Annotated in this window: 31 protein-coding genes and 1 pseudogene; 25 read left to right on the forward strand and 7 right to left on the reverse strand. The window is 72.4% G+C overall.

The annotated features are described in order from the left end of the window. Positions 1-38: 38 nt before the first annotated feature. The 13 genes from IE98_RS0126185 (at position 39) to IE98_RS0126250 (ending at position 8,806) form a co-directional block, all read left to right on the forward strand. The gene (locus IE98_RS0126185; protein ID WP_030272989.1) at positions 39-668 is read left to right on the forward strand and encodes a hypothetical protein; all 630 of its coding nucleotides are present in this window, start codon (positions 39-41) and stop codon (positions 666-668) included. A 135-nt stretch (positions 669-803) separates the two neighbouring features. Further along, positions 804-1,316: a hypothetical protein gene (locus IE98_RS0126190; RefSeq protein WP_030272991.1), complete on the forward strand. Its 513-nt coding sequence runs from the start codon at positions 804-806 to the stop codon at positions 1,314-1,316. A 48-nt stretch (positions 1,317-1,364) separates the two neighbouring features. After that, the gene (locus IE98_RS0126195) at positions 1,365-1,937 is read left to right on the forward strand and encodes a hypothetical protein (protein ID WP_030272994.1); all 573 of its coding nucleotides are present in this window, start codon (positions 1,365-1,367) and stop codon (positions 1,935-1,937) included. Positions 1,938-2,154: 217 nt separating this feature from the next. Then, positions 2,155-2,700 carry a hypothetical protein gene (locus IE98_RS0126200; RefSeq protein WP_030272996.1) on the forward strand — a complete coding sequence of 182 codons (546 nt, stop codon included), beginning with the start codon at positions 2,155-2,157 and terminating at the stop codon, positions 2,698-2,700. A 356-nt stretch (positions 2,701-3,056) separates the two neighbouring features. After that, the gene (locus IE98_RS0126210) at positions 3,057-3,452 is read left to right on the forward strand and encodes a hypothetical protein (RefSeq protein ID WP_030272998.1); all 396 of its coding nucleotides are present in this window, start codon (positions 3,057-3,059) and stop codon (positions 3,450-3,452) included. Beyond that, the gene (locus tag IE98_RS0126215; protein ID WP_030273000.1) at positions 3,449-3,793 is read left to right on the forward strand and encodes a hypothetical protein; all 345 of its coding nucleotides are present in this window, start codon (positions 3,449-3,451) and stop codon (positions 3,791-3,793) included. The genes IE98_RS0126210 and IE98_RS0126215 overlap by 4 nt, the downstream gene beginning before the upstream one ends. A gap of 116 nt (positions 3,794-3,909) precedes the next feature. Then, on the forward strand, positions 3,910-4,209 hold the full coding sequence (locus tag IE98_RS0126220) for a hypothetical protein (RefSeq protein ID WP_030273002.1): 300 nt from the start codon (positions 3,910-3,912) through the stop codon (positions 4,207-4,209). 183 nt (positions 4,210-4,392) lie between these two features. Further along, the gene (locus tag IE98_RS0126225; RefSeq protein ID WP_030273004.1) at positions 4,393-4,770 is read left to right on the forward strand and encodes a hypothetical protein; all 378 of its coding nucleotides are present in this window, start codon (positions 4,393-4,395) and stop codon (positions 4,768-4,770) included. Positions 4,771-4,933: 163 nt separating this feature from the next. Continuing rightward, entirely contained in the window at positions 4,934-5,419 is a 486-nt protein-coding gene (locus tag IE98_RS0126230) for a Pycsar system effector family protein (protein ID WP_030273006.1), read from the forward strand. A gap of 153 nt (positions 5,420-5,572) precedes the next feature. Beyond that, positions 5,573-6,454 carry a hypothetical protein gene (locus IE98_RS0126235; protein WP_030273011.1) on the forward strand — a complete coding sequence of 294 codons (882 nt, stop codon included), beginning with the start codon at positions 5,573-5,575 and terminating at the stop codon, positions 6,452-6,454. 35 nt (positions 6,455-6,489) lie between these two features. Next, positions 6,490-6,957 (forward strand): AAA family ATPase, encoded by a 468-nt coding sequence (locus IE98_RS0126240; RefSeq protein ID WP_052390988.1) that lies wholly within the window; start codon positions 6,490-6,492, stop codon positions 6,955-6,957. Positions 6,958-7,122: 165 nt separating this feature from the next. Continuing rightward, a complete protein-coding gene (locus IE98_RS0126245) occupies positions 7,123-7,704 on the forward strand; it encodes a hypothetical protein (protein ID WP_030273016.1) in 582 nt (193 codons plus the stop codon). A gap of 271 nt (positions 7,705-7,975) precedes the next feature. Continuing rightward, the gene (locus IE98_RS0126250; protein ID WP_030273019.1) at positions 7,976-8,806 is read left to right on the forward strand and encodes a hypothetical protein; all 831 of its coding nucleotides are present in this window, start codon (positions 7,976-7,978) and stop codon (positions 8,804-8,806) included. 318 nt (positions 8,807-9,124) lie between these two features. Here the strand turns inward: IE98_RS0126250 and IE98_RS0126255 are convergent, their stop codons facing one another. Further along, on the reverse strand, positions 9,125-9,532 hold the full coding sequence (locus IE98_RS0126255; RefSeq protein WP_159401069.1) for a hypothetical protein: 408 nt from the start codon (positions 9,530-9,532) through the stop codon (positions 9,125-9,127). Positions 9,533-10,060: 528 nt separating this feature from the next. Between IE98_RS0126255 and IE98_RS0126260 the strand changes: the two genes are divergently transcribed. The 7 genes from IE98_RS0126260 to IE98_RS0126285 all read left to right on the forward strand — a co-directional run bounded on the left by IE98_RS0126260 (position 10,061) and on the right by IE98_RS0126285 (position 13,614). Continuing rightward, positions 10,061-11,227 carry a hypothetical protein gene (locus tag IE98_RS0126260; protein ID WP_159401070.1) on the forward strand — a complete coding sequence of 389 codons (1,167 nt, stop codon included), beginning with the start codon at positions 10,061-10,063 and terminating at the stop codon, positions 11,225-11,227. A gap of 98 nt (positions 11,228-11,325) precedes the next feature. After that, complete coding sequence (locus tag IE98_RS52640; RefSeq protein ID WP_106976708.1) at positions 11,326-11,466, forward strand: bifunctional DNA primase/polymerase; 141 nt, start codon at positions 11,326-11,328, stop codon at positions 11,464-11,466. Between the two features lie 170 nt (positions 11,467-11,636). After that, positions 11,637-12,017 carry a hypothetical protein gene (locus IE98_RS49415; RefSeq protein WP_030273022.1) on the forward strand — a complete coding sequence of 127 codons (381 nt, stop codon included), beginning with the start codon at positions 11,637-11,639 and terminating at the stop codon, positions 12,015-12,017. Beyond that, positions 12,014-12,553 (forward strand): hypothetical protein, encoded by a 540-nt coding sequence (locus IE98_RS0126270; protein ID WP_030273025.1) that lies wholly within the window; start codon positions 12,014-12,016, stop codon positions 12,551-12,553. The genes IE98_RS49415 and IE98_RS0126270 overlap by 4 nt, the downstream gene beginning before the upstream one ends. Continuing rightward, positions 12,546-12,767 (forward strand): hypothetical protein, encoded by a 222-nt coding sequence (locus tag IE98_RS0126275; RefSeq protein WP_030273027.1) that lies wholly within the window; start codon positions 12,546-12,548, stop codon positions 12,765-12,767. Before IE98_RS0126270 ends, IE98_RS0126275 begins: the two co-directional genes overlap by 8 nt. Beyond that, positions 12,764-13,165: a hypothetical protein gene (locus IE98_RS0126280; RefSeq protein WP_030273029.1), complete on the forward strand. Its 402-nt coding sequence runs from the start codon at positions 12,764-12,766 to the stop codon at positions 13,163-13,165. The genes IE98_RS0126275 and IE98_RS0126280 overlap by 4 nt, the downstream gene beginning before the upstream one ends. Continuing rightward, positions 13,162-13,614 (forward strand): hypothetical protein, encoded by a 453-nt coding sequence (locus IE98_RS0126285; RefSeq protein WP_030273030.1) that lies wholly within the window; start codon positions 13,162-13,164, stop codon positions 13,612-13,614. The genes IE98_RS0126280 and IE98_RS0126285 overlap by 4 nt, the downstream gene beginning before the upstream one ends. A 195-nt stretch (positions 13,615-13,809) precedes the next feature. Here the strand turns inward: IE98_RS0126285 and IE98_RS0126290 are convergent, their stop codons facing one another. Beyond that, complete coding sequence (locus tag IE98_RS0126290; RefSeq protein WP_159401072.1) at positions 13,810-14,268, reverse strand: hypothetical protein; 459 nt, start codon at positions 14,266-14,268, stop codon at positions 13,810-13,812. A 111-nt stretch (positions 14,269-14,379) separates the two neighbouring features. Here IE98_RS0126290 and IE98_RS0126295 point away from each other — a divergent pair, with 111 nt between their 5' ends. The 4 genes from IE98_RS0126295 (at position 14,380) to IE98_RS46760 (ending at position 17,721) form a co-directional block, all read left to right on the forward strand. Beyond that, a complete protein-coding gene (locus IE98_RS0126295; protein ID WP_030273034.1) occupies positions 14,380-14,715 on the forward strand; it encodes a hypothetical protein in 336 nt (111 codons plus the stop codon). Next, positions 14,712-15,431, forward strand: coding sequence for a hypothetical protein (locus tag IE98_RS43115; protein ID WP_052390989.1), 720 nt, complete (start codon positions 14,712-14,714; stop codon positions 15,429-15,431). The genes IE98_RS0126295 and IE98_RS43115 overlap by 4 nt, the downstream gene beginning before the upstream one ends. A gap of 279 nt (positions 15,432-15,710) precedes the next feature. Then, a complete protein-coding gene (locus tag IE98_RS0126305) occupies positions 15,711-16,277 on the forward strand; it encodes an HU family DNA-binding protein (RefSeq protein WP_043175139.1) in 567 nt (188 codons plus the stop codon). 271 nt (positions 16,278-16,548) lie between these two features. Continuing rightward, positions 16,549-17,721, forward strand: coding sequence for a DUF6236 family protein (locus IE98_RS46760; RefSeq protein ID WP_030273039.1), 1,173 nt, complete (start codon positions 16,549-16,551; stop codon positions 17,719-17,721). A gap of 345 nt (positions 17,722-18,066) precedes the next feature. Here IE98_RS46760 and IE98_RS0126315 read toward each other — a convergent pair whose 3' ends face one another. From IE98_RS0126315 to IE98_RS48320, 3 genes are all read right to left on the reverse strand, one after another. Beyond that, entirely contained in the window at positions 18,067-19,104 is a 1,038-nt protein-coding gene (locus IE98_RS0126315) for a hypothetical protein (protein WP_159401073.1), read from the reverse strand. A 224-nt stretch (positions 19,105-19,328) separates the two neighbouring features. Next, the gene (locus tag IE98_RS0126320; RefSeq protein ID WP_159401074.1) at positions 19,329-19,517 is read right to left on the reverse strand and encodes a hypothetical protein; all 189 of its coding nucleotides are present in this window, start codon (positions 19,515-19,517) and stop codon (positions 19,329-19,331) included. Positions 19,518-19,652: 135 nt separating this feature from the next. Next, positions 19,653-20,030, reverse strand: coding sequence for an STAS domain-containing protein (locus IE98_RS48320; RefSeq protein ID WP_052390990.1), 378 nt, complete (start codon positions 20,028-20,030; stop codon positions 19,653-19,655). Positions 20,031-20,598: 568 nt separating this feature from the next. Here IE98_RS48320 and IE98_RS0126330 point away from each other — a divergent pair. Continuing rightward, positions 20,599-21,012: an STAS domain-containing protein gene (locus tag IE98_RS0126330; protein ID WP_030273047.1), complete on the forward strand. Its 414-nt coding sequence runs from the start codon at positions 20,599-20,601 to the stop codon at positions 21,010-21,012. A 442-nt stretch (positions 21,013-21,454) separates the two neighbouring features. Here IE98_RS0126330 and IE98_RS43125 read toward each other — a convergent pair. Together IE98_RS43125 and IE98_RS0126340 are read right to left on the reverse strand one after the other, a co-directional pair. Beyond that, positions 21,455-22,443, reverse strand: a pseudogene (locus IE98_RS43125) (cation:proton antiporter). A gap of 4 nt (positions 22,444-22,447) precedes the next feature. Next, on the reverse strand, positions 22,448-22,607 hold a 160-nt coding region (locus IE98_RS0126340), incomplete at its 5' end, for a cation:proton antiporter regulatory subunit (RefSeq protein WP_030273050.1).

The raw sequence follows: 22,607 nt of genomic DNA on the forward strand, positions 1-22,607 counted from the left end.
GCTTCCCCGCCCACCCCACAGCCTCGAAGGAGTCCGCCGTGGACATCACCCAGGCCACCCGCCGCACCACCAACCCGACTCCGGCCGAACCGCAGATCACCCTCCTTGCCGACAGCTACAGCCCCGTCATCCTCGACGGCCAGATCCTCGCCGTCCCGCTGCGGCCCACCACCACCGACGAGATCTACGTGCCGGCCCTCATCGACGGCCAGGTCGCCGCAGTCCCCGTGCACAACCCGCTCGCCACCCCCGCCGTCCAGCCCGCTGCTGCGCCCGCCGCCGCAGCCGTTGCCGACCCGGGTCTGCCGCTCGCGGTCCGCCAAAGTGTCCTGCTCGGCTCGGTCGGGGCCGTTTCGGCCGGCGCCCTGGTGCTGATGGCCGGCGCCGGCCTCGGCCTGGCAGCGGCCCACGCGGACAAGATCGGCGAGGTCCTGATGTGGGTCACCATCACGGTCACCGCCGTCGCGGTCGGCACCGCACTGCTGCTCGGCAAGCTCCGGGTCTTCACCCGCGGCAGCACCGCCGGGGCGTCCGCGACCGCCAACGGCGACGGGTCCACCGCGGCCAACACCATCCTCGCCTGGTCCTACCGGCCTGAGCACCGCACCACCAACATCGGCAGGCAGACCGCCTGGGGCCGCGGCGGCATCACCAACCACACCGGCTGACCGCCGGCTGCCCGGTCTCGCCCCCGGCCCGCACCCGCCCAACCCAGCCACCTTCCGGCCGGGGCGGGCGGGCCGCTGTCCGGGGACGGGACCGGCCGACCGGCCGCCACCGAATCCCTGCCGGAGGTACCTGCCATGACCGCACCCACCGCCTCCCCGCTCGCCCAGCTGCTCACCGCGCCCGGTGTCAGCGAGCGCACCACCCGCTGTACTGCCGGGCGGCTGCTGGACGTGCTGGCCGACCTGCCCGACACCGCGCCGGTGCTGATCGCCGTCCCCGACCTGGACCACTGCGCGGAGCAGCCGGTGGCCGCCGCCCACTGGGACGGCGCCCTGCTCCTGACCACCCTCCGCCCCGTCCCGCAGGCCGAGGCGCTGTTCCCCGTCCCCGCCGCCCCCGCGGGCACCACCGACCGCACCAAGCGTGCCGACCGGGCGGGCGAGTGCGGGCTGGACATCGGTGACCTGCGCGAGGTGCTCGCCGCACTGCCCGACTGCACCGCCGTGCTGCTGGATGTCCACGGCTGGGACGGCCCCGCTCAGCTGCCCGTCACCGGCGCCGGCTGGGACGGCGCCCTGATCCTCGCCTCCACCTACCTGACCTGGGCCCCCGGGAGCTTCGACTTCCTCTACCAGGCCACGGCCTGACCCGCCCCGCTCCCACGACCTGCTTCGACCGGAAGGACCCACCCGGCCATGACCACGCTCGCCGCCCGCGACCTGCACGAACTGCACGCACTCCGCCAGTGGCTGCACGACCCCGCCCGCCGCCTCACCTGGCACACCACCCGCCTGGCCCGGCAGACCGACGCCGCCGAACAGGAACGCCGCACCCGCCGCTGCGAGCAGCCCAACACCGGCGCGAGCGCCGAACAGACCGTGCGCAGCCGCCAACACCTCGCCGACACCCAGGCCCGCGCCGACCTCACCGTCCTCGGCGAACAGTTCACCGAAGCGGCCCGCCTGCGTCTGACCGTCACCCTCGCCGACTGCCTCCAGGACCGGCAGGAGAGCGAACCGGGGAAGGGGCTGCGCGAGCAGCTCGCCGAGGACATCGCCGACGAGATCCGCACCATCGCCGAGGACCTGCTGGAGACGCAGCCCGTCTACCCGGGCGAGGCGCACCGCAACGCCGAGGCGGTCCTGACCCCGCTGCTGCGACGGGACACCGCGCTGACGGCCACGAGCGGAAGCGAGGACCTGACCCGCTGGCTGGCCGACCTGCGAGCGGCCCGCCTGGTCCTGGACCAGGCCGCGACCACCGCCTGAATGACCCTTCGGCCCACCCCGGGTCGGCACCCGTGCCATCCCGGGCCCGCCCCGACGGGCGCCGAGGTCCGGTGGGCGGCACGGCCGGACCCCGTCCCGACTACCACGCTGTGCCGCTGGGCAGCCTGCTGATTTTCCTCGCCGTAACTCGAGCAGAAGATCACACCTGGATACCCGTCACCCCGGACAGCACCTCACCAAACACGAAGGGCCCATCATGAACCCGGCGCTCGCCGCCCATCTCTCCGGTCTGACACCCGACCGCCGCACCGGTCGCCTCAGCGACGACGACGCCTACGAGGTGCTGGTCCTGCTCCTCGCCGCGTTCCGCGCCCTCGGTTTCGACCGCACCACCCCGGACGGGCTCCACGCCGCCATCGCCAGCATCGACACCCGCAACGCCTTCGGCGGACGCCGCGTCCTGCACATCCTGCTCCGCGAGGCCGCCAGCCACCACCAGATCCGCATCACCGCCGCTGGCCACATCCTGCTGCGCACCGACGCCCCCAGCGACGGCGGGCCCGAGCACACCTGGATCCGCCTGCAGAACCGTCGCGGCGCCGAGGTCGAGATCGTCGGCGCCGACCCCTGGCCCGACACTCACCAGGTGGCCCCCGGCCCCGCCTGGTGGCGCTGCACGGGCTGTCGAGCCACCAGCGGGACCGATGCCCAGGACCTGGAGAAGATGCGCGCCCAGGCCGTGGAGCACGCCGACGACTGTCTCGCCCTGCCCACACCCCTTGCCTCACCCCAAGGCGACTGATGAGGCGTCAGCCCTGGTCTTTCGGACGCTGACGCCGCCCACCACCGCGCCCCACCCGACCGCGCCCACCAGACGCGGCGGTGGGGCGCAGTGGTGGGCGGCGCGGCCGCCCGGCCGACACCCCTACCACTGCTTGACCTGCACAAATATCGAAAGCCTTACCGGACCTACCGCCGGCCTACCGGCCCCGGGAGGGGCGCAGCAGCTGCACTGCCGCGCCCCTCCCGACGTCTGTCTGCGCCGGCGGGGGAGCACGCGGCCGAGGCCCGCAATCCGATCGGAGAACCATGTCCACCTGGCTACTTGAACGAGCGAGGACGCTCGCCCTGGCGAACTCGCCCTCGAGGAAGACGCTCGTGATCGACTACGACGGGGTGATCCACGACCAGAACGACGGCTGGCGTGACGGCGCGGTCTACGGCCCGCCGATTCCCGGCGCCATCGAGGAACTGCAGAACCGGATCGCCGGCGGCTGGTCGATCGCCGTCGTCACCGCCCGCCACCACGACCTGCACCACGACGTCGCACGCTGGTTGGAGAAGCACGCCGGACTCGAGACGGTGGTGTGCGAGAAGCGGCACGCCTACTGGCACGGCCCCAAGGTCCTGGTGACCAACGTGAAGTGCGGCGCCCTCGCCTACATCGACGACAACGCCATCCACTTCAACCCGAGGAACGGCGGCTGGAGCACGGCCCTGGCCGCGCTGCCCTACTCCCCGGACGACGTCCTGACCATCGGAGGCCGGGAATGAGCGGACCCGAGCGGCTGAAGCTGTTGCAGCCGGACGTCCGCGCTGACCTGATCGAGGCCTTGCGGACACCAACCGGGGCCAGCATCGCCCTCAACGCGGCCAGCCCTGCCACCGTCTCCGCCAGCGTCAGGATCGTCGTGGAGATGAGGCAGCACGACCACGAGCCGGACGACGTGTTCTGCGAGAACCTCGTCGGCCATCTCGGGCAGCGGGCACCGTACCTCCTCCAGCGCCTGCTGGAACTCGAGGAGGAACTGCACCGGCTGCGCACTCGGTCCAGGCCCGACGCCGAGCTGGAGCCGGCCGAGGGCCCCGACCCGGGAGCCGTCTGCCGGCGGTGACGCACTGCTCGACGCCCACGCCGGGCGGTCCTGCTGGCGTTCGGCGCCGCTGGGCCGCCCGGCCCTTCCGTTCTCTCCGCCACCTTCCTGGTGGCGCCCGAAGAAGCGAGACGTTCATGTCGCTGACCCCGGACACCGCCCTGCGGGTCCTCCCGCTCCTGCTCCTCGCCGTTCTCCTGATCCTCCTGATGCTGCCCATCACCCGGAACTCCCGCGCTGTCCGGGCTCTGCGCGCCACGGTGGCGCCCTGGCTTCCCCCGCTGGGGAAGAGGGGCTCGCCCTTGCGGGTCCGCCGGGCGCTCGGTGCGGTCATCGCCCTGGTCGGCCTTGCCTGCTTCACGCAGGCCGACAACCCGCTCCTCGCCGTTGCGGCCTACGCCCTGGCGGCCGCCGGAATCCTGCTCTACGGCGCGTGACCTGCCCTGACCGGCGGACCGCACCGGAACAGCCTCCCCGGAGGGCAGAGCCCCGATTCCGGGGACAGCGGGACCGTGCGGCAACAAGAATCTGTACGCACGGCTCTGCGGCGGTCACCTCGAGCGCCGGCTCCGCCGGTCTGCGCGCAGCAGCCGGCCCGATCCCACAGAGGAGACCGCCAGTTGTTCAACCGCCTTCGCCGCCGCCGGAAGACCCTCACCACCGTCGACATGACTCTGCTGCTCAACAAGTCACTGCGGCGGGCCAGGAACGACTGGCGCCAGCCCCGCGCTGCGCGTCGGCGGACCGAGATGAACAACCCGGCGGACTTCCAGGCGCCACTCGCCGAGCTGTACCACGCGCATACCCAGGTCATCGCCGACGTCCACGGCCTCGCCCTGGCCGCCCGCACCGGCCTTCCCGAATCGTCCGACAGCGGCCGGGTACAGGAGGCGCTCGACTGGGCGGCGTTCCTCCTCGGCCAGGCCGAGGTCGCGCTTCGCGAGGCCGCGGTCGCCACCTGCCCGGACACGGATCGGCTCCCGGCCCGCCGGAGCTGATCAAAGCAGTTGGCCGTCGGCCCGCGCGCGAGCACCACGTGACCCACAGGACAGGCCGGCTGCCCACCGCTGGGCAGTCGGCTTCCTTGCCTTCCAACACCATGGCGACCACGGCCGACGCCGCCGCACGGTCGTCCACAACGTACTGAGGGGAGTACCGACGATGAGCACCACCGACCCGGGCCCGAACGCCAGCGAGACCATGCTGGCCTACACCGCCAGCCACGGTCTCGACATCGAGCTGGCTGCGGTCACCGCGGACATCGCCCGGACCGACTCCAAGAGTTCGCTGATCCTGACCCTGAGCACGCTGATGGTGGGCGGCATCGCCCTCCTGGGCAAGATGCCGCCCGTCGCCCTCGGGGTGGCCGCAGTCGGCACCACCGCCATGATCGGCTCCGCGGCCCTGAGCATCCTGGTCGTCATGCCCCGCACGGACAAGACCCGCTCCACCGGGTTCACCCGCTGGGCCGACCTGCGCCCCGAGGAGATCCCCAACGCCGTAACGGCCGACCCCCGCCCGCAGCGCCTCCACAACCTCAGCAAGATCTGCGAGGGGAAAATGACCCACCTCGTGTGGGCCAGCCGCCTCAGCCTCCTCGCCATCATCGCCACCAGCGCGGCCGCCATCCTCACCGGCGCCAGCTGAGCGCCCGCACCGTCGGCACCGGACGGCCCCGGCACGCTGCCTCCCGCCGCCGCCATCCACACCGCCCTCCGGAGCGGCGCAGCCCCACCGCTGCGCCGCTCCGGGGCAATCCCGAGCGCGCTACCGCCCAAACCTCAGAGCAAGGAGAGACACATGCTCACCTCCACCACGCCGAGTACCCGTACACGCCTGCTGGCCGAGATGGAGCGCCTGTTCGCCGACGACGCGGGCCTGGGCGTCCTGGTGAAGTACAACGGTCGCCCTGACCTCACTCAGCAGGCCAAGGACCTGCAGAGGGCCTGGGCCCGCGCCCTGATCGCCGTTCACGGCCGCAACAGGGCCGCCTCCGTCTACACCGAGTACGCCCGCCAGCGCCAGCACACCGTTACCGAGCCGGTCGGCTCCTGGGACAACCTGGTCCTCAACACCCAGCCGATCAGCTACTGGACCCGGGACATCCACGGCTTCCTCTGCTGCGGCTGCGGCGGCCCGTTCAGCTCCGTGCTCATCGAGCGCATCGACGCCATGTGCAACCGGTGCGCCCGCGAGAACAGCACGGTCGAGGACGCCAGGCCCGAGTGGCACGCCTATAGCCACCGGGAGTTCATCTTCCCCGGCCTGCTGACCGAGGAGATGCCCAAGGGGGAGAGCACGCTCTCCATCCGCTATCAGGACGACGAGGTGCGCGAGTACGTCACCGGCGAGGCCGGCCTGTTCATCGAGGAGCTCACCAGCCTGCCGGGCTTCACTCACTCCAGTGGCCGCGCCCACGGTGAGAGCCGCGACCGAATCAGCTTCACCGTCGAGGCCCGTACCGAGCACCAGCGCCGCAGCTTCGACATCCTCGCCACCTTCACCTACGACCCGGACCCCGCTGGCTGGGAGAAGCACCCCTACGGCTTCCGATTCAACTCCGCCCGGCTCATCCACCGCCGCCGCCAGCTCGGGCACCTGGACGTCCTCGAGCCGACCATCACCGAGCACACCGACCTGTACGAGACGATCGGCCTCCTGCTCACCGGGCTGTACTCGTGACGCCACGAACCGCCCGCCTGGTCGAGCCGGACCCAATGATCGTGTTGATCGGCCCGGCCGGCTCGGGCAAGTCGACCTTCGCCAGCAGCCAGCCCAGCGACCACGTCGTGGAACTGGACAGCCTCCGGGCGCTCGTCACCGGCGGTGACGCTGGAGACCAGGGTGCCACCGCCGAAGCCGTCAAGATCCAAGACATCGTGGTCACCGCCCGGCTGGTGCGGGCGAACCCGCTGGTGATCGACTCGACGAACGCAGAGGCTCGCGTCCGCGCCCACCTGCTCCAGCAGGCCCGCCTCTACGGCCGACGCACACGAGCGGTCGTCTTCGTCACCCCGCTCGAGGAGTGCCTGCGGCGCAACGCCGAGCGCCCCGCCTCGCGCCGCGTGCCGGACGACGTCCTGCGCTGGCAACACCAGCTCGTCGCCGAAGCCCTGCCCGGTCTGACCGATGAGGGCTTCGACGAAGTGCACCTGCATACCGCAAGCGCCACCGCGATCCCCTGACCGCAGTCCACCCGCAAGGGGACACGCCGCAGATAGCCGGCGCAGCCCACGACCACAGCCCACGGCCCGGCACCCGGGCCGTGTCCAGCTCCGCCTTCCAGCAGGCCACCGAGGGCCGCACAACAACCCAGAGCATGCGCCGAGCGGCGCAGAAAGGCCATCCCAATGAACCGTCACGAACTCAGTCCCGCCCACCCCGAGACCGCCATCAGCTCCTTCAACCCACGGCCCTCCGACAGCGCCCTGGCCGAGGCCCTCGCGGCCGGCACCGTCCTCCTCGAGCTCCGCTACCGCGGCAACCGTCACCAGATCGTCGCCACCAACTACGGAGTCTTCGGCAGGCACGACGTCCTGGGCTGCTACCTGGACATCCGGCCGCAGACCCTGAACCAGTGGACTCGGTTCCCCGGTCCGACGACCGCCGCCGCATGGTGCAGGGACACCGCCGCCTCCATGCTGCGCAACAGCAGCCAGACCGGGGTCGACCGCGACTTCGCGGTATGGCACGGCAACGGCTGGAGCGTGGAGATCGACCTGCACCGCCAGCAGTACACCATCGCAGTGGGAATGAGCCCGGGGGTCGCCTACGAGGTTCTGGAGGCCCGCGCGGACCAGAAGGAGGCCGCCGCCGACGTCGAGGCCCGCGGGTGGGCGTGGCTGCTCGCGAGGATGCCCGAGGCCCCCGACCGCTGGCCCGGCAGCATGGCCGACGAGTACTGCCGCCGCGTGCTGCTGGCCACCACGTAGAGACCTCCGGCCACCATGGCCCGCATGGCCGGCGTCCAGGACCCGCTGCTGTCCGACCCACGTGGGTGACTGCGTGGTGTCGGTGCTCCCCGCTAGGGTGTCCAGCATCGGCTGTTGCGCAGCCCAGCCGGCCACCGTTATGCCTCCCACGCGGCAGGTGGCCCGTGCGAAGGTCCCCAGCGGATCCGCATTCATTCGACCTTCTTCCCTGCCCTGGTGCGTCGTGCCACGGCGGGTGTGCGTGGGCCCCGCCGAGAGAGCCGAGTGCCCGATGACCCGTCACGCAGACCGCAAGCAGGCCGCCCGCGACCTGGCCGACACCTTCGGCATCCGATACACCCAGGCGCTGACCGCTCTCGAGCGGCACACCCCGCCGACCGACGAGGACTTCGCCGATGCCGAGCAGCAGATGCGCTCCTGGGATCCGCTGACCTACACGGCCATGACCACGGGGACTATTCCGGCAGAGCTGATGGGCGGCTGGGGTGAGCCGCGGGGCGACTACGCCCTCGCGGTGCCGGACCCGGTCACCGCCGGTCCCGCCCCGGCTGGGCCGGACGGTGTGTTGGGGATGGTCTGCCGGCCGGTGCCGTTCGGCGACAGCGGCCAGGCGGCGCTTGCCATCGAGGCGGTCGCCATCCGTGAGGGCGCCGAGCGGCGCGTACCTGGACTGTGGTGGGCGGCGCTGGACATCCTGCTCCACGAGCAGGGCTGGCACTACGACCCGGACACCTACCTGCCCGACTGGCGCATCGACCTGTACCCGGTCACCGAACGGCCGTCCGCCCTCGCTCGCGTACATGTCCACAACCCGACTACCAGGACCACGCTGTTCGACGCGCCCGTCGCGCTGCCGCCGATCTGGCTGACCGCGGCCCGGCTACACCCCCTCGGCGTGCAGGTCGTCGCCGGTCCGCTGTCCGGCACCCTCATGCCCGTCGACTACACCGACGACGCCTACCTGGACCACCTCTTCGGGACCGGCGCCGCCGGTGCAGCTCGGATCCCGCTGCACATCACACCCGTCGAGCCCGGCCCCGACACCCCGCCCCTGCCCGCCGAACGGGCCACGGACGAAGACGGCCGGGTGGCGACCCCGTGACCGGCCACCACCATCACAAGCACCCCGCTCTGCTGCCCGGCGGCGCCCGCGTACGGATCACCAGCGACCAGGGCTGCGGAGCCTGCGTATCACTGTTTTACTGAGTAACAGCCTCTCTGAGCTGGCCGAACCTCTCCGCCCTCATGCCTTCCTGTCGGACGGGCATCAGGACGCCGGCCCTCGAGGCGTATCACTGTTGCTGAGAATCACAGTGATACGCATCGAAGGCCGGCGCCCGTCGCTGATCGCCGCCAGGCCAGCGATGGCGCTGACACCCTGGCTTCTTGGCCGCCCCCGATGGCCGGGGAGACCGGGCCGCTATGAGTTGTTTTCCAGCAGGCTGAGCAGGGGCGCCTGCTGGTGGACCTCTTGAGCCGCGATGGGGTCGACGACGGCACGGATTGCCCGGTGCAGCACGGTCGAGGCCTCGTAGAGCGCGAAAGTGTCGACCATGACACTGCCCAGGCTGACGGTCATTCGGTCGGCGGCAATTCCGAAGCCGAGACTCATGCGGCCGTCCACGGTGGCGCTGTCGAGGTGCTCCAGGGCGTTACGAATCGTGGGGACCGCGCTGACGGCTTCCTCGAAGTCGCGGAAGGGCTGGCGGAGGCCCGCTGTGGGAAGCCGACTGCGTCGGATCAGTTCGATGATGCGGAGCATGCGTCGGACGGACGTCAGATAGAGGTCCACGTCGGCCAGTCCGCGGGCGTGCTGGTTGGCTCCCATCCCGAGGAGGGTGAGTTCACCGACGAGTGCACAGTGCGCCTGGACCCGCTCGTGCTGTTGCTTGATGGCGATGAACTTCTCGTCCGTCCGGTTGCGGATGACAAGCGCACGGCTCGGCGCCGGGGCGGAGGGCCACCCAGGTCCGGCTGCCGCTGGCACTCTCGGGTGTCGCGTCATCGCGCCATTATCGGGACACCGAGGCTCACCCGTCCGAGACTTTTCTTGGGCCACGTGCGCGTGGGCTGTCCACCCGGCCGTCCGTGAGCGGGGTACGAGACGAACGCCGTCTCGGAACCGGGCACACCAGCCGTGGATGTGGGCGCGTGCGGGCGGCGCCTGCTGTCGGTGGAATCCGGTACGGTCGTCCCGAGGGCGGAGTCGACGCCCACACCGTTCCCGGCGCCCACGCCGTCGGCGGCTGACGGTAGGAGGTCGCGGGAGCGATCCGGCCCTTTGAACCTCTGTGTTGACGATCCGTTCCGCCGGGCGGGTTGCGTGGGAACCGATGCGCCCGGGCCGGGAGGAATCGTGACCAAGCGCACCGCCATGCAGCGCCGCGCCCGCCAGTTGCAGGCCGCCGAGGGAATCGGCTACCACGACGCGCTCAACCGGGCTCGCGCTGTGGCCGCCACCACGCCGGGCGGCCTCGAGCAGCTCGTCGCGATCGCCTACGTCCTCCAGCCCACCCCTGCCGAGGCCGAGGAAGGCATCACCGCCGAGGAGCTCGGCGTCCGCGCTTTGCCAGATACCGCCACGCCAGCGCATCGCGCCCGCGCCGAGGCCGTGTGGCGACCGCGGCACGACGACGAGACCGACCAGCCGTGCCGCTGTTCTGGCATCGGTTGCCACCATGGCGCCCCCTGCGGCGACGCTCACCGCGGGGAGTGTCCAGGTCGGCTGGTTCACCTCGACCGCCGCCCCGCTGACGCGCCGGCCGTCACCGCCTGGTGGGACCGCACCCGGTGCGCCGAGTGCGGCCACACCGGCTCGGGCGAGGTCGAGCTCCCCGAGATCCCGTGGGGCGAGCTCCGCCCGACCAACGGCGGCGCCCCGGACGTCGTCGAGTTCGAGGGCGTCCGGCTCCGCGACCCGGCGGAGGACGATGTCGAGCCCACCGCCGCCGAGCTGTTCGCGATGGCCTTCGCCGTGCAGCCCACCGCCGCCGAGGCCGAGGCCGGCGTCAAGGTCGAGGAGCTCGGCGTCCGCGCCCTGGCCGCCGACGCCAGCCCCGCCCACCGTGCTCGCGCCGAGGCGGTGTTCCGCACCGCCCAGCCCGACCAGCGGTGTCGCTGCTCCGGCCAGTGCCACCACGGCGCCGGCTGCCCGGAGGCCAGAGAGTACGAAGACGGCACCAAGGCCCCGTGCGACGGTCGGCTCGTTCACACCGACCGCTACCCGGGCTCAATGTGGGGCGTGACGACCTGGTGCGACGAGTACCAGTGCAGCGGGTGCGGTGCGCCCACCGAGCAAGATGTCGAGCTCCCCGAGATCCCGTGGGGCCGGCACCGGCCGAACGCAAACGGCGGGGCAACGACGCTGGTCTACGACGGGGTTCGGCACCCGAGCTTCCCCGATTTCGACAGCGCCGCGCAGCGCCATCCCGACGGCGACGGGGTCTGCCGCTCCTGCGGCGGATACGCCCTCGACGACCTGCTCTGCGACGGCTGCCGCGCCGACGGATGGATCGACTACTAGGGGAGGGTGGAAGAGCCGGAAGACGACGGATCGCCTGTCACGGCTGCGGCGCCGATCACTAGCACCATTGCGAATGCTGATGCACCGCGGCCCCGTCAATGGCCGCGGTCGCGCGCGGGTCGCCGGTGTTCCCGCTGCCCCCGAGCGGCCGGCAGCCCACTCCATCCGGTTGGCACCGCGACTGCCTCACCGACCCCAGGCGGCGTCCTGCGCTCCTGGCCGGGCGCAGGACGTCCTGAGGTCGGTCGGCTGCGGCGCGCGGGTGGCGGTGCCTGCGAAGCCCGACGGGGAGCTGATCCCCCGCCCTGCAAGATAGGCTCCCCTGCTACGCGGACCGACCATCGCTCCCGGCGGCCCGGCCGCGCTGCGCCGCGCCCGACCAGGGCCGGCCCGATACCGGGAGGCCGCTGTGTACGTCACCCGTGACCAGGTCAACGCCGTGACCGAGTTCCTCGAGGCCCGGCTGAGGGAGGAACGGGCCGAGCACGGCACCGGCCCGCTCACCGACGCGCTGGCCGCCGCGATCTGCACCGGCGCCGCCGCCACCACCGCAGTGACCAATCTGGCGGACGATGCCGACCCCACCCGAGCGGCCGTCAACACCGGCCTGGCCGGCACCGGCTGGGACGTCCTGGCAGAGATGGCCCGTATCTGGCGCTCCCACCCGGACTACCCGGAGATCGCCGACCACAACTTCAGCGACCTGATCATCGAGGTCATCGAGGAACACCCGCGGTACGTCGTCGACCGCGACGGCCAGGCCACCGCCACCCGGCGAGTACGCCGGTGAACGCCCGGCCGCTCACCGAGCGCATCACCACCGCCGACGTCCAGGCCGTCCGCGCGTTCCTGGCCGACCGCGCCGAGCGCGTTGCCCGCATCGCCACTCCCGAGGCACACCGACTGGCCGACGGCCTGCAGGACGCCGTCGCCTCCGTCGCCGAGCCGCTGCTCGCCGACCTCGCCCGACACGCCAGCACCCCCGCCGCCACCACGCCGCTGGGGGCCGGCCTCGTGGACCGCTGGAACCGCCTCATGGAGCTCGTCGGCCCCTGGCAGGACCAACCCGGCTTCGACACCCAGCGCTGGCGCCCCCTCGCCTACATCCCCGCCGACCAGGAGAGCGAACACATGCTGCGTCTGCACCTCGACTGGGCCCGCGCAGGCCTGGAGGGCGCCCAGGCCGCCGCGCTGCGAGCCCACCCCGACGACACCGAGCGCCAGTTCGCCTACCGGGCCGACCGCATCGAGCAGGCCCTGCGCCAGCTCCTGGACCAGCTGGAGCCCTACGCCGCAGCCCCGGCCGCGGAGCCCTCCCGTGGCTGACCAGGACGCCCCGATCGTTCGCGCCCGTCACCTGATCGACCAGACCCTAGTGCGCCTGGACGAGGTCCCGCAGGCCGCCGCCGACCTCTACCCGGCAAGCCCCTCCCTGCAGAAGGCCTACCGCATCGGGCGCCTGCACCAGGCCATGGACGACCTGCTGCACCAGCTCGACCAGATCGAGCCGCCCGCCACCCGACCGGAAAGGCCGTCATGATGCCCGCCCCACTGGCCCCCTACGACGAGCACGTGCTGCTGAAGGCGGACTGGGTGTTCGCCGTGCTGCGCACCCTGGACCTCGCCGGCACCTGCGCCCGGCATCCGCGCGCGGTGGCCGCGGTGGCCGCGCTGCGCGAGGCCGCCGCCGGCCAGGACCGCAGTGATCGCTGGCTGGTGCCGGGCGAGCACGCCTACTTCGCCGCCTACTACGCCGACGCCGGGGAGCTACTGGAGCTGGACGAGGAGGACCCGGCCACCTACGAGCACCCCGCGGTGCTCGCCGAGCACCTGATCTGTGCCGCCGTGCGCGACCAGGCCCCGCGCACCATGGCCGCGATCGACGCCGTCCACAACGCCGAGGCCCTGCTGGTCGCCCAGCACCCGGAGCAGCCGTGAGCAGCGACCGCCGGCTGCGCTACATCCCCGACATCACGGCGGCGGACGTCACCGCCGTCGGCGAGTTTCTGTCGGCCCGCACGACCGCACAGATGCGGACGCACCCGCGGTACAGCCCGGAGCGGCTCACCGCGCACTCGCTGGCCATGCGGGTGAACACCGACGTCTACCTGGCTACCAAAGCGCTGGAGCGACTCGCTGCCACGCCCGCGGACAGCCCTGAGCGCACGGCCGCGCTGGACGAGCTGAAGACGGCCTGGCTCCACCTGTGGGAGGCCGTCGGCCCCTGGTACCCCGACCCCGTCTACGACCACGAGCGCTGGCGCCCCGTCTTCTACGTGGACGCTGCACAGGAGCAGCGTTGCCTCGCCGAGGAGGCCCGCCAGGACGCCGAACGCGCCGACAAACGGGCCGCCGCGGACGCGACTGGGGCCGGGGTGGAACAGTGAGTACCCCCATCGCCGGTGGACTGGCCGAACCTGCCCGGTGCGGCTCCCGGTTGGACGGCATCTTGGCGTCATGGGCTGACCGTGAACCCTGGGCCGAGGGCGGCCCGTAACACCCGCTCAGGCCGGCACCGGGAAGGCCCGGCGGCGGCTTCGGGCCGGGACCGCGGTTGTTGGCCGACTCGGTCGGGTGGGCGCTCAGGCGATGTCGACGGCGGCGACTCCTTGAAGGGCTTCCCCGCCGTCTCGGGCGGCTGCGAGGCTGGTCTCGAAGGCGTCCACGCGGTGCTCGGGGGCGAGGGTGCCGAGGTCGGTCGGCCAGGTGCCCGGCGGGACGACGGTCACCAGGACCCCGCGTTCGGCCGCGGCTGACAGCCAGCCGGGCGAGGCGGCGAGCGCGGGGTGCGGTTCCCACACCTGCCGGCCGCCAGCCAGGACGAGGCGTTCGAATCGGCCGGCGCGGACCTCGACCACGCCGGTGGTGACCGGCGCGTCGGCGGCCGCGGACACGAAGCCGCTCTCCCACGCGTCGACCGCGAGCGAGGGGTAGTGGTCCTCGCCGACCTCGACGACCACCTCCGCCAGCACGTCGCCGTCGTCGGTCTCCCGCACGGCCAACGCCCACAGCATCGGCCCCTCGCCCGCAGCATCCGTCACGCACCGATCAACGACCGCACCCCGCCGGCAGCACGGCCGTCCCGCACAGGCTGGGCGTGAGGCCGGGGGCCGGTGCTAGATATTCGAACATTAGTACGAGAGACTGGCGACATGCGCCCGGTTCGTCCCCCGTCCCCGTTCACCGCCGCTCCCATCGGCCCCCGCGACTGGCGCGACGCCGTCCTGGTGAGCGAGGAGGACCTCGCGGCAGCCGCCGGGGAGGTCGTCCTGGACGTCCTCGCGGTGTGGGTCCGCCGCGGCGGCACCTGGTGGCCGGCGGTGGTCACCGGCTGGCGCCAGATCCGCCCCGGCTACTGGGCGGCCCGCCTGCAGGCCGGTGCCCGCGACGAGCCCTCGGTCTGGGTCCACTACAAGGGCGTCGCCATCGCCCCGGTGATGCCGCAGGTCGGCGACCCCACCGGGGCGCCCGCGGGGACGGGCCGATGACCGCCCCGGCCGAACCCCGGCCCCGCCCGGGCCTGGCCGAGCTGCTGGAGCACACCTCCCCCAAGGCCCGCGCCGACCGTGAGGCCACCCAGACCCTGCCCGTCCTCGAAGAGCTCGCCGCACTGCTCCCCTACCGCGGGCTGCAGCGCGGCACCGCCACCGTCGTCGCCGACACTGCGCTGCTGCTGGCCCTCACTGCTGGCCCCCTGCTCGCCAACCCGAGCAGCTTCGCGGCCGCCGTCGCCCTGCCCGACCTCGGCCTCGCCGCGGCCGCCGGCCACGGCATCGACCTGCACCGCCTCCTGCTCGCCGACACCCCCGGCGAGCAGTGGCCCGAGGTGCTCTCCGCCCTGCTGCCCGCTGCGGACGTTGTCCTGCTCGGCCCCGTCGCCCCCACACCCGCCGTCGCCCACCGGATCGGCGCCCGGCTGCGCCAGCGCGGCGCCGTGCTGCTCACCACCGGGCCGTGGCCGGGGGCCTCGCTGCAGCTGCAGGTCCAGGCCGGCCGCTGGTCCGGCCTGGGCGACGGTCACGGCCAGCTGATCTCCCGGCAGGTCCGCGTGCACGCCGCCGGCCGTGGCCTGCCCGGTGTCGGCCGGACCGCCGAGCTGCTGCTGCCGGACGCGCACGGCCGCGTCGCTCCCGTGCCGGCCGGTGCCGACCGGCTGCCCGCGCCCGGCCAACGGCACTCCGCGCCCAGGGTCCGAGCCCTGTAAGGAGTCTCGGTAGCCACTGGACAGCGCGTCGGTCCGCTCGCACCCGAAGTGCCGGCATCCATGCTTCGCCGGGACATCGCTAAAGATCTTGGAAAAGTGCGTGGGGCGTTCGGAGTGGGGCGGCCTAGAAGTATGCATGCGCGGGCCTGCAGCCGGTGCGTCGCCCTCCGGCCGCTGGCGACCGGCCTGAAGCTGACGGTGTGTCTGAGTGCAGCGACCGCGGCAGCTTCTATGTTGGGAGGAAATAGGACAAATTAATCCTTCCACTGGAGGCGTGGCATGAACAAGGGACAGCTCGTCGAGGCGGTGGCCGGTCAGCTCGGCAGCCGCACCGCTGCTGAGGACGCGGTGGACGCCGTCTTCGACGTGATGGTGCGTGCGGTGGTGGCCGGGGAGCGGGTGCAGGTCACCGGCTTCGGCACGCTGGAGAAGGTGGAGCGCGCTGGCCGCTACGCCCGCAACCCGCAGACCGGCGAGCGCGTGCGGGTCAAGAAGACGAGCGTGGCGCGCTTCCGTCCGGGCCAGGGTTTCAAGGACCTGGTGTCCGGTGCGAAGAAGCTGCCGAAGTCCGGCTCGGCGACGGCCAAGGCCCCGAAGGGCTCGCTCACCGCCGGGAAGTCCGCCACCGCCGCCGTACCCGCGGGCAAGCGGACCGCGGCGAAGCCGAAGCCGGCCGCCGCGGCACCGGCCAACACGACGAAGAAGACCGCTGCCCGGAAGGCCGGTGCGGCAGCGAAGAAGTCGACGGCGCCCGCGACGAAGCCCGACACGGCCAAGGCGACTGCACCGAAGGCGGCGAAGAAGGCGACGCCGGCCAAGCGAGCCACCCGGCGCGCCGCGGTGTGAGTCAGGCCGGCCGGGTCGGGAAGCGAGTAGCCCGGCCCGGCCGGCCACGTGGCGGCCTGGAGAAGTCCGGCCTCCACGGCGGACTGCAGGGCACCTCGCCGTTCTTCTCGGCCGGCCCGACCGCCGCCGCGGTCGGGCCGGCCGCGCGTGCGGCACGCGGCAGTTCCACCGCTTCCCACCAGGTCTCCACGGCAGGGCGGTTCGATCACCTAGCATGCGGTGGGGCCTCGACCATCAAGGGCGGGGCCGGGGGCGAGAAGGCGGTTCAACGGTGCGGAACACCGGGCTCTACTACCCGTATGTCCACCTGCGCGACGAGCAGTGGGCGAAGGCGGCGGCGCTGTACTGGAAGCGGCTGGCCCGGGTAGTTCCCGAAGGCTTCCCCGTGCGGGACGGGCACCTCCTCAAGGAGCTGCAGCAGGCGGAGTTCCTGGTCAACGTCGACCCGGCGGCGGCCGCCGCTGCGGTGGCGCCGGCGTTCATCGCGGCGGTGGAGGAGAACGCCGAGGCGCTGCGGGTCCGCTACGGGACCGAGCACCGGCGGTTCAGGGCAGGCAATCCCGCCGAGCCGGGGCGGTCCCGTGCCTGCCACATCGATGATCTGGCCGGCCTGTACCCGCAGGAGGTTCCTCAGGAACTGACGGCCGTGCTGCGGGCGGCCGGGCTCGCACGCCGAGGCGGACGCTACAGGGAGAACGGCCGCGAGATGTTCTGGCTGGTGATCGACCCGGCCCTGGCCTGGGCCTACAAATGCGCCCTGACAGAGGAACTGGCACGCCGGACCGCGTTCGTGCCGGTCACCGACCAGGTCGACGCCCACGCTGCACGGGGCGGCTGGTCGAGCGAGCGCATCGCTGAAGTACTGCTTGGCGGCGCGCGCACCATCACGGACGACGAGGAGACACGCCTCGCGCTCATGGCGGTGCGCTGCGTCCTGCCGGCCGATCTCCACGCGGTCCCGGTCGAAAAGATCATCAGGCTGCGCACCGACTACGCCGACGAGTTCGACGCCTTCGCTGCCGCGATCGACACGGCGGCGGGCGAACTGAGGGAGACCACCAGCGGGGTCGACGACGCAGTCGCCCTCGGGATCCATCTCAAGGACACCTTCGACCGCAGCATCGCCCAGCCACTGGAGTCCCTGCGCAAGGCGATGAAGGGCCTGAAGCTGGAGACCATGTACACCGCGCTGACCCTCAAGGCCGAGGCAACCGCAGGGGGCGCCGCACTCGGGCTCCTGGGTGGGGGAACCGCGACAGCAGTGGGCGCCGGCCTCGCCTGCACCACGGTGGCCGCGCGGCAGACAGCTGCCAGGCAACGCGACACCCTGATGGCCTCGTCGCCCGTCGGATACCTGCTGAGGGTCGAAGAGGAACTGACGCCGCGAGGGGTGCTCCAGCGAACCCGCCGAGCCGTCGTCCGCGCCGCCGGACTGGGAATCTGACTCTGGCACGGCGCATGATCGGCACACCGGTAGGTGCGGCCGACGGAAGTCGCAGGGGGGAGCCGGGCCCCTTCCCGGTAGCTGGTGGGGAGCGGCGGACCGTGGTTGTGCCGCAATTGCCGTGCACCGGGCCCGCCCCCCGTCGGGCGCGTGGAGGCGGACGACGCCGTGGGCCTGGTCAGCTGGTGAGATCGAAGACGGTTTCGCGAACTTGGCGGGCGCTCTACGCCCAGCGATCGGACCTGCCGACGAATCCTGGGCAGTGTCGTGGCCATTGAGCGCAGCTGACCAGCGGAACTGTCGAACCTCCGGCGCCGGGAACCCTCTTGCCAGCCAGGCAGGTGGCTACTTCCATTCCACGCCGTTGACCGACAGCCTGGTGGCACCGTAGGCGTTGGTGGCCAGCACTGTTGCCGGGCGGCCCGCCTGGGGCACTTCGATGACGGCCGTGACGGCCCATACCTCGTCGAGACTGGCCCACTTGCGGGCGCCCCCACCCAACAGGGCTTCGGAGTCGTTCCCGGTACCCAGGTTGATCCAGTTGGCCGGGGTGGCGCCGCGGACCTGGTGGGTGCCCTCGAGGGTGCAGCTGACGAGGGAGTGCCCGTTGCCGAGTCGGAACGCCGGGAGGTTGTCTCCCACTGTGCGGTAGGAAAAGCTGCGCTGCAGGCGGTTGTCGTACCAGCCGTTGAAGTAGTCCACCAGCTTGCTCGAGAAGTCTCCTCGTTCGAAGTCGGGGCTGTCGGGCTTTCCGTCCGGGACGGTGAAGCTCAGGTACTGCGCGTAGCGGCCGCATACGCTGCCGGCCACGGCTGGGGCCAGTTCCACTGCTCCGGACGCCTCCCGCGCCAGGGGCGGCATGACCTGAGGCTGCACGGTGATCACCCCGGGCTTCGGGGAGGACGACGGCGCGGCACTCGCCGCCCCCGACGGCACTTCGGTCACCACCCATGCGGACGCGACCGCCTTCCACGCCCCGTCGTCGGCAGACCGCGCGAAATGGATCAGATAGGAGCCCCGGTCCGTCTCCTGCCCCTCGATCTTGCTCAGCACGGCGAAGGCCTGAGGAACAGCCTGCCCCTGCACGGCCTGCGGGATCAGGTAGGTCGGGCGGGTGTAGCGGCGCGGTGCCTCGCTGCTGCCCCGGGCCTTGCGCAGCCGCTCCTCGGCCTGGCTCTCCTTCAGCAGCTGTCCGCCCTCGACCGCGGCAAGGGCCGCAAGGTCGTCCCTTTCCTGCGCGGAGGCGCTTTCGCGAGCGAACCGCTCGAAGATGTCGCGGGCCTGGGACTCCGTCAGCGCCAGAGCCGCCGGAGGAGCCCCGGTCGTACTGGCCGGACGGTCCAGGGCCTGCTGGGCGCCGCCGGAAGGCGCGCAACCGGCCATGATGGCCCCCAGGAGAACCAGGGCCCCCGTTGTCCTTCGCACACCTGTGTGCGCCATCACTCGCTACTCCCCCGACGGACCATCAGCTGTGCGTGAGCGTAGCAACAGGCTGCGCCACACGTGCCGTGCCCGACTCCGAGGGACTCCCGCTGGCGGCCGGGCTGCTTTCCCAGACCCGGAGGGGTACTACCAGGGAGAGGACCCCGGCTTCCCCGCACGAGGCCCTATTCTGCCCGATAGTTGAAATGTGCAACCACTTGCGGCGGCATGGATACCTGGCCGTCGGCGTGCTGGGCGGCGCTGGCGAGGAGTTCGGCGGCGACGAGGGTAGCGTCGGCGGCGACTTGGCCGGCGGTGGCGAGAAGGTGCCAGTCGGCGAGGGCGGCGCGGATGGAGGCCAGGCCCTCGCTCACGCACGCGTTCTCACTGCTGGGAAGGAAGTCCGGTCGGCGCAGGTCTGCGGCCGCGGGATGGGGGTGGGGCACATGACGGGTTTCCGTCGATGGCCGAAGTTCTCCGGATTCGGCGCCTGCCCGCCCCGGCCCGCTCTACGCACCCCGGGCGGCCGGATCCCGTCCGTGCCGTCCCGCTTCCTCCGCCGTGCCGTACACGGGGAACAGTCCCGCAGTGTCGGTGATCTCCAGGACCCGGCGCGCCCCAGAGCTCGGCGCGACGAGCACCATCGGCACCGTCCGGTCGGCCGCCTCGGTCCGCGCCGCCAGGAGGGCGTTCAGCCCGCCGGAGGCGAGCAGCTCCACCCCGCTCAGATCGACCGCCAGCACCTCGGGGAGCTCGCCGAGCGCCTCGTCCAGCGCCTGCTGCGCCTGCAGGGCTGTGCCCTGGTGGAGGTCGCCCGCGAACGTGCAGACCACGGCCTGGCCGACCTGCCTCACGCTGGCCTTCAGCTCGCCCGACTCGCTCGTCATGGCGGCGCGCCTTTCGGGAGCGGCCCGCTTCCCGGGGCTGCTCCGTCTGCTGCCGTCGGCGCGCTGCACTGCGGGGACCAGCCGGCCGCCCTGCCGTCGACCGGCGCCGACACCCCCACCATAGGCTCGCGGGGACGATCCGGACGGCCGGACATCCGTGATCACGCCCGCTGGCTCCCGGGCGGGGTGTGGTGCGTGCCTGCGGTGCGGCTGGTATTGGCGGCGGGGATCTGCAGGGTGAGGATGGCGATGTCGTCGGTGGCGTCCGGGGACGCCTGCTTCGACGGTCGCCAGCACTCTGTGCTCCGAGAGGGGGAGGCCGCCGCGGCCTGCAGGCCTGGACGGCCCGGCGGGCCCGCGACAGCACGATCCTGCTCGGGGCAGGCTTCCTGGCGGTGACGTCGTGACCTGGTTCGTCCGCCACTCCGAGATCCAGACCACCGGCTGCAGGGAACTGTATGAGGGGGACATGGAATCTCCCTCTGGACCATCCCCTCGACCGGGCGGCCGGGCGTCGACCAGCGCACTCTGGCAGAAGCGGCTTCGCAGTTCGGCGGGAGGTGCTCCGATGCTCCTGGGAGACGACCGCAGTCCGTCCGGCCCCGCCCAGCCGGACGAGCCACTGGGCGTTCGCACGCTCGGCGGCGGGGCACTCCGGCTCCGCCTCACGGCCGGGCGCCCGGTCGCAGTCCTGCTGCTCTCCGGCACCCTGGACTCCCGCTGCGCCCCGGAACTGCCGGAGGTACTGCTCGCGGCGGCACGGGCGTGTCCGGACGGCCTGGCGCTGGACCTGCGGGGTGTCGAGGAGTGCGATGCCGCCGGGGTGGCGGCGCTGGGGCGGGCCTGCGAGCACGCCAGGATGTCCGGTCACCCACTCGGGCTGGCTGCTTCCACCGCCGATCTTGATCGGTTGATGGTCTTCACTGACACCCTGCACCTGATCGCCGGCCATCTCGACGCCGACAGCGGGCCGTCCTGCTGACCGCCGGGTGAGCCGGCTCTGCCGACGCGTAACGCTGCACCGGGCCCCGGGCTTGCGTCGGCTGCTGCCCAGCCAGCCGAAGCGGCGCAGACAAGGCGTAAGCCGGGCCTGTCAGGCTCCCCACCAGGAATCGGCGCATCCGCCCCAGTGAGTGTCGCGCTGCGGATGGCGGTCCATGGCCGGGCCCTTCTCTCGACGGTGTGAGAGGACTGTAGACCGTGCCGCTGTGCCGCGTCATCGGCGTGGACAAGAAACACCAGCCAGTGCCTTCGCCTGAGCTTCTCCCCGTGATCCACATAGATCGCTCGGGCCATGGCTCCCTTCGCCGCGCATCTGCCTCGTCGGGGGTCCTGCCCGGGGTCTGAACGCCCGGACCGGAGCGGACGCCGGCGCACGAGGACCGGCGCCCGCCTCGGTGCGGAGGCCGGTCCCCAATCGCTTGCTACCCGATGGTGCCGTCGGCTGCCACGGCTTCGCCTCCGGCCGTGGCCGACCCGCCGTCCGCCGCTGCTTTTGGGGTCGCCTCGTCCGGTGCCGGCTGGGCCGTCCCGCGCTGCCGGGCCGGCACCCACCGGCGGGTGCGCAGTGCGGCGAGGCGGCCGGCCGCGGGCTCCGTCCAGCGGGCCGCGAGCGGGCCGACGATCACCAGGATCAGCACGTAGGCGGTGGCCAGCGGGCCGAGGTCCGGTTCGATGCCGGCGGTCACCGCCAGCCCGGCGATGACGGCAGCACCGGCGGGATCGAGGTCGGGTCGGTGCTCAGGCCGAAGAAGACGAAGAACACCGCGGCGAAGAGGTCCCGCAGCGGGCTGAGCAGGGTGTGCGCACCCTCGGCGGCCTCGCCGGAGAGGGCGATGCCGACCAGGAAGGCGCCCACTGCGGCCGACACCTGCAGCTTCTGGGCGATGCCGGCCACCAGCAGGGTGAGGCCGAAGACCACCAGCAGCAGCTTCTCCGGGTCGTCGTGCGAGACGAACTTCAGGATCACCGGGGTCTCCCGGTTGCCGAGCCGGCCGAGGTCGCCGAGCACCTTGGCGATCACTCCGGAGGAGGAGATCCAGGTGACGCCGGCCAGCACCACGGCGGCCACCGGGCCCCAGCCGAGCAGCAGTCCGGCGGCCGCGCCGGGCAGCGCGTTGAAGGCGAAGTCGACGGCGCCGGCCGGGTACTGCTGCTTGAGGTTGGTCACCAGGTCGGCCGCGGTGTACTCCAGGCCGAGCATGAGCAGCAGCAGGACGACGCCGATTTCGGCGCCGGTCGCCACGAACTCCTCGCTGGAGCTGAGCGGCAGCAGGCCGCCGTGGCCGAAGGCCAGGCCGCCGAGCAGGTAGAGGGGTATCGGGGACTGCCCGTACCGGCTCGCGAGCCGGCCGAGCAGGCCGAGGACGAGGACGACGGTGCCGAGTTCGATGAAGACGGTGGCGGTGTGCACCCGATCACTCCCGTCCCAGGATCGCGGCGGCGGCGTCCACGCCCTCGCGGGTGCCGATGACGATGAGGGTGTCCCCGCCGGCCAGCCGGAAGTCCGGGCCGGGGGAGGGCACCGCGCCGGTGCGGCGGAGCACGGCGACGATGGAGACGCCGGTGGCCGTCCGC

The organism is Streptomyces sp. NRRL B-24484 (assembly GCF_000717715.1).
GTDB lineage: Bacteria > Actinomycetota > Actinomycetes > Streptomycetales > Streptomycetaceae > Kitasatospora.

Coding starts and splice junctions, on each gene's coding strand:
- IE98_RS0126195 (WP_030272994.1), top strand. CDS start 1,365: ATGACCACGCTCGCCGCCCGCGACCTGCACGAACTGCACGCACTCCGC.
- IE98_RS0126280 (WP_030273029.1), top strand. CDS start 12,764: ATGATGCCCGCCCCACTGGCCCCCTACGACGAGCACGTGCTGCTGAAG.
- IE98_RS0126295 (WP_030273034.1), top strand. CDS start 14,380: ATGCGCCCGGTTCGTCCCCCGTCCCCGTTCACCGCCGCTCCCATCGGC.
- IE98_RS0126235 (WP_030273011.1), top strand. CDS start 5,573: ATGCTCACCTCCACCACGCCGAGTACCCGTACACGCCTGCTGGCCGAG.
- IE98_RS0126250 (WP_030273019.1), top strand. CDS start 7,976: ATGACCCGTCACGCAGACCGCAAGCAGGCCGCCCGCGACCTGGCCGAC.
- IE98_RS0126315 (WP_159401073.1), bottom strand. CDS start 19,104: ATGGCCGGTTGCGCGCCTTCCGGCGGCGCCCAGCAGGCCCTGGACCGT.
- IE98_RS0126255 (WP_159401069.1), bottom strand. CDS start 9,532: ATGGGAGCCAACCAGCACGCCCGCGGACTGGCCGACGTGGACCTCTAT.
- IE98_RS0126240 (WP_052390988.1), top strand. CDS start 6,490: ATGATCGTGTTGATCGGCCCGGCCGGCTCGGGCAAGTCGACCTTCGCC.
- IE98_RS0126245 (WP_030273016.1), top strand. CDS start 7,123: ATGAACCGTCACGAACTCAGTCCCGCCCACCCCGAGACCGCCATCAGC.
- IE98_RS0126220 (WP_030273002.1), top strand. CDS start 3,910: ATGTCGCTGACCCCGGACACCGCCCTGCGGGTCCTCCCGCTCCTGCTC.
- IE98_RS0126200 (WP_030272996.1), top strand. CDS start 2,155: ATGAACCCGGCGCTCGCCGCCCATCTCTCCGGTCTGACACCCGACCGC.
- IE98_RS0126330 (WP_030273047.1), top strand. CDS start 20,599: ATGCTCCTGGGAGACGACCGCAGTCCGTCCGGCCCCGCCCAGCCGGAC.
- IE98_RS48320 (WP_052390990.1), bottom strand. CDS start 20,030: ATGACGAGCGAGTCGGGCGAGCTGAAGGCCAGCGTGAGGCAGGTCGGC.
- IE98_RS0126230 (WP_030273006.1), top strand. CDS start 4,934: ATGAGCACCACCGACCCGGGCCCGAACGCCAGCGAGACCATGCTGGCC.
- IE98_RS52640 (WP_106976708.1), top strand. CDS start 11,326: ATGGCCGCGGTCGCGCGCGGGTCGCCGGTGTTCCCGCTGCCCCCGAGC.
- IE98_RS0126190 (WP_030272991.1), top strand. CDS start 804: ATGACCGCACCCACCGCCTCCCCGCTCGCCCAGCTGCTCACCGCGCCC.
- IE98_RS0126215 (WP_030273000.1), top strand. CDS start 3,449: ATGAGCGGACCCGAGCGGCTGAAGCTGTTGCAGCCGGACGTCCGCGCT.
- IE98_RS43115 (WP_052390989.1), top strand. CDS start 14,712: ATGACCGCCCCGGCCGAACCCCGGCCCCGCCCGGGCCTGGCCGAGCTG.
- IE98_RS0126305 (WP_043175139.1), top strand. CDS start 15,711: ATGAACAAGGGACAGCTCGTCGAGGCGGTGGCCGGTCAGCTCGGCAGC.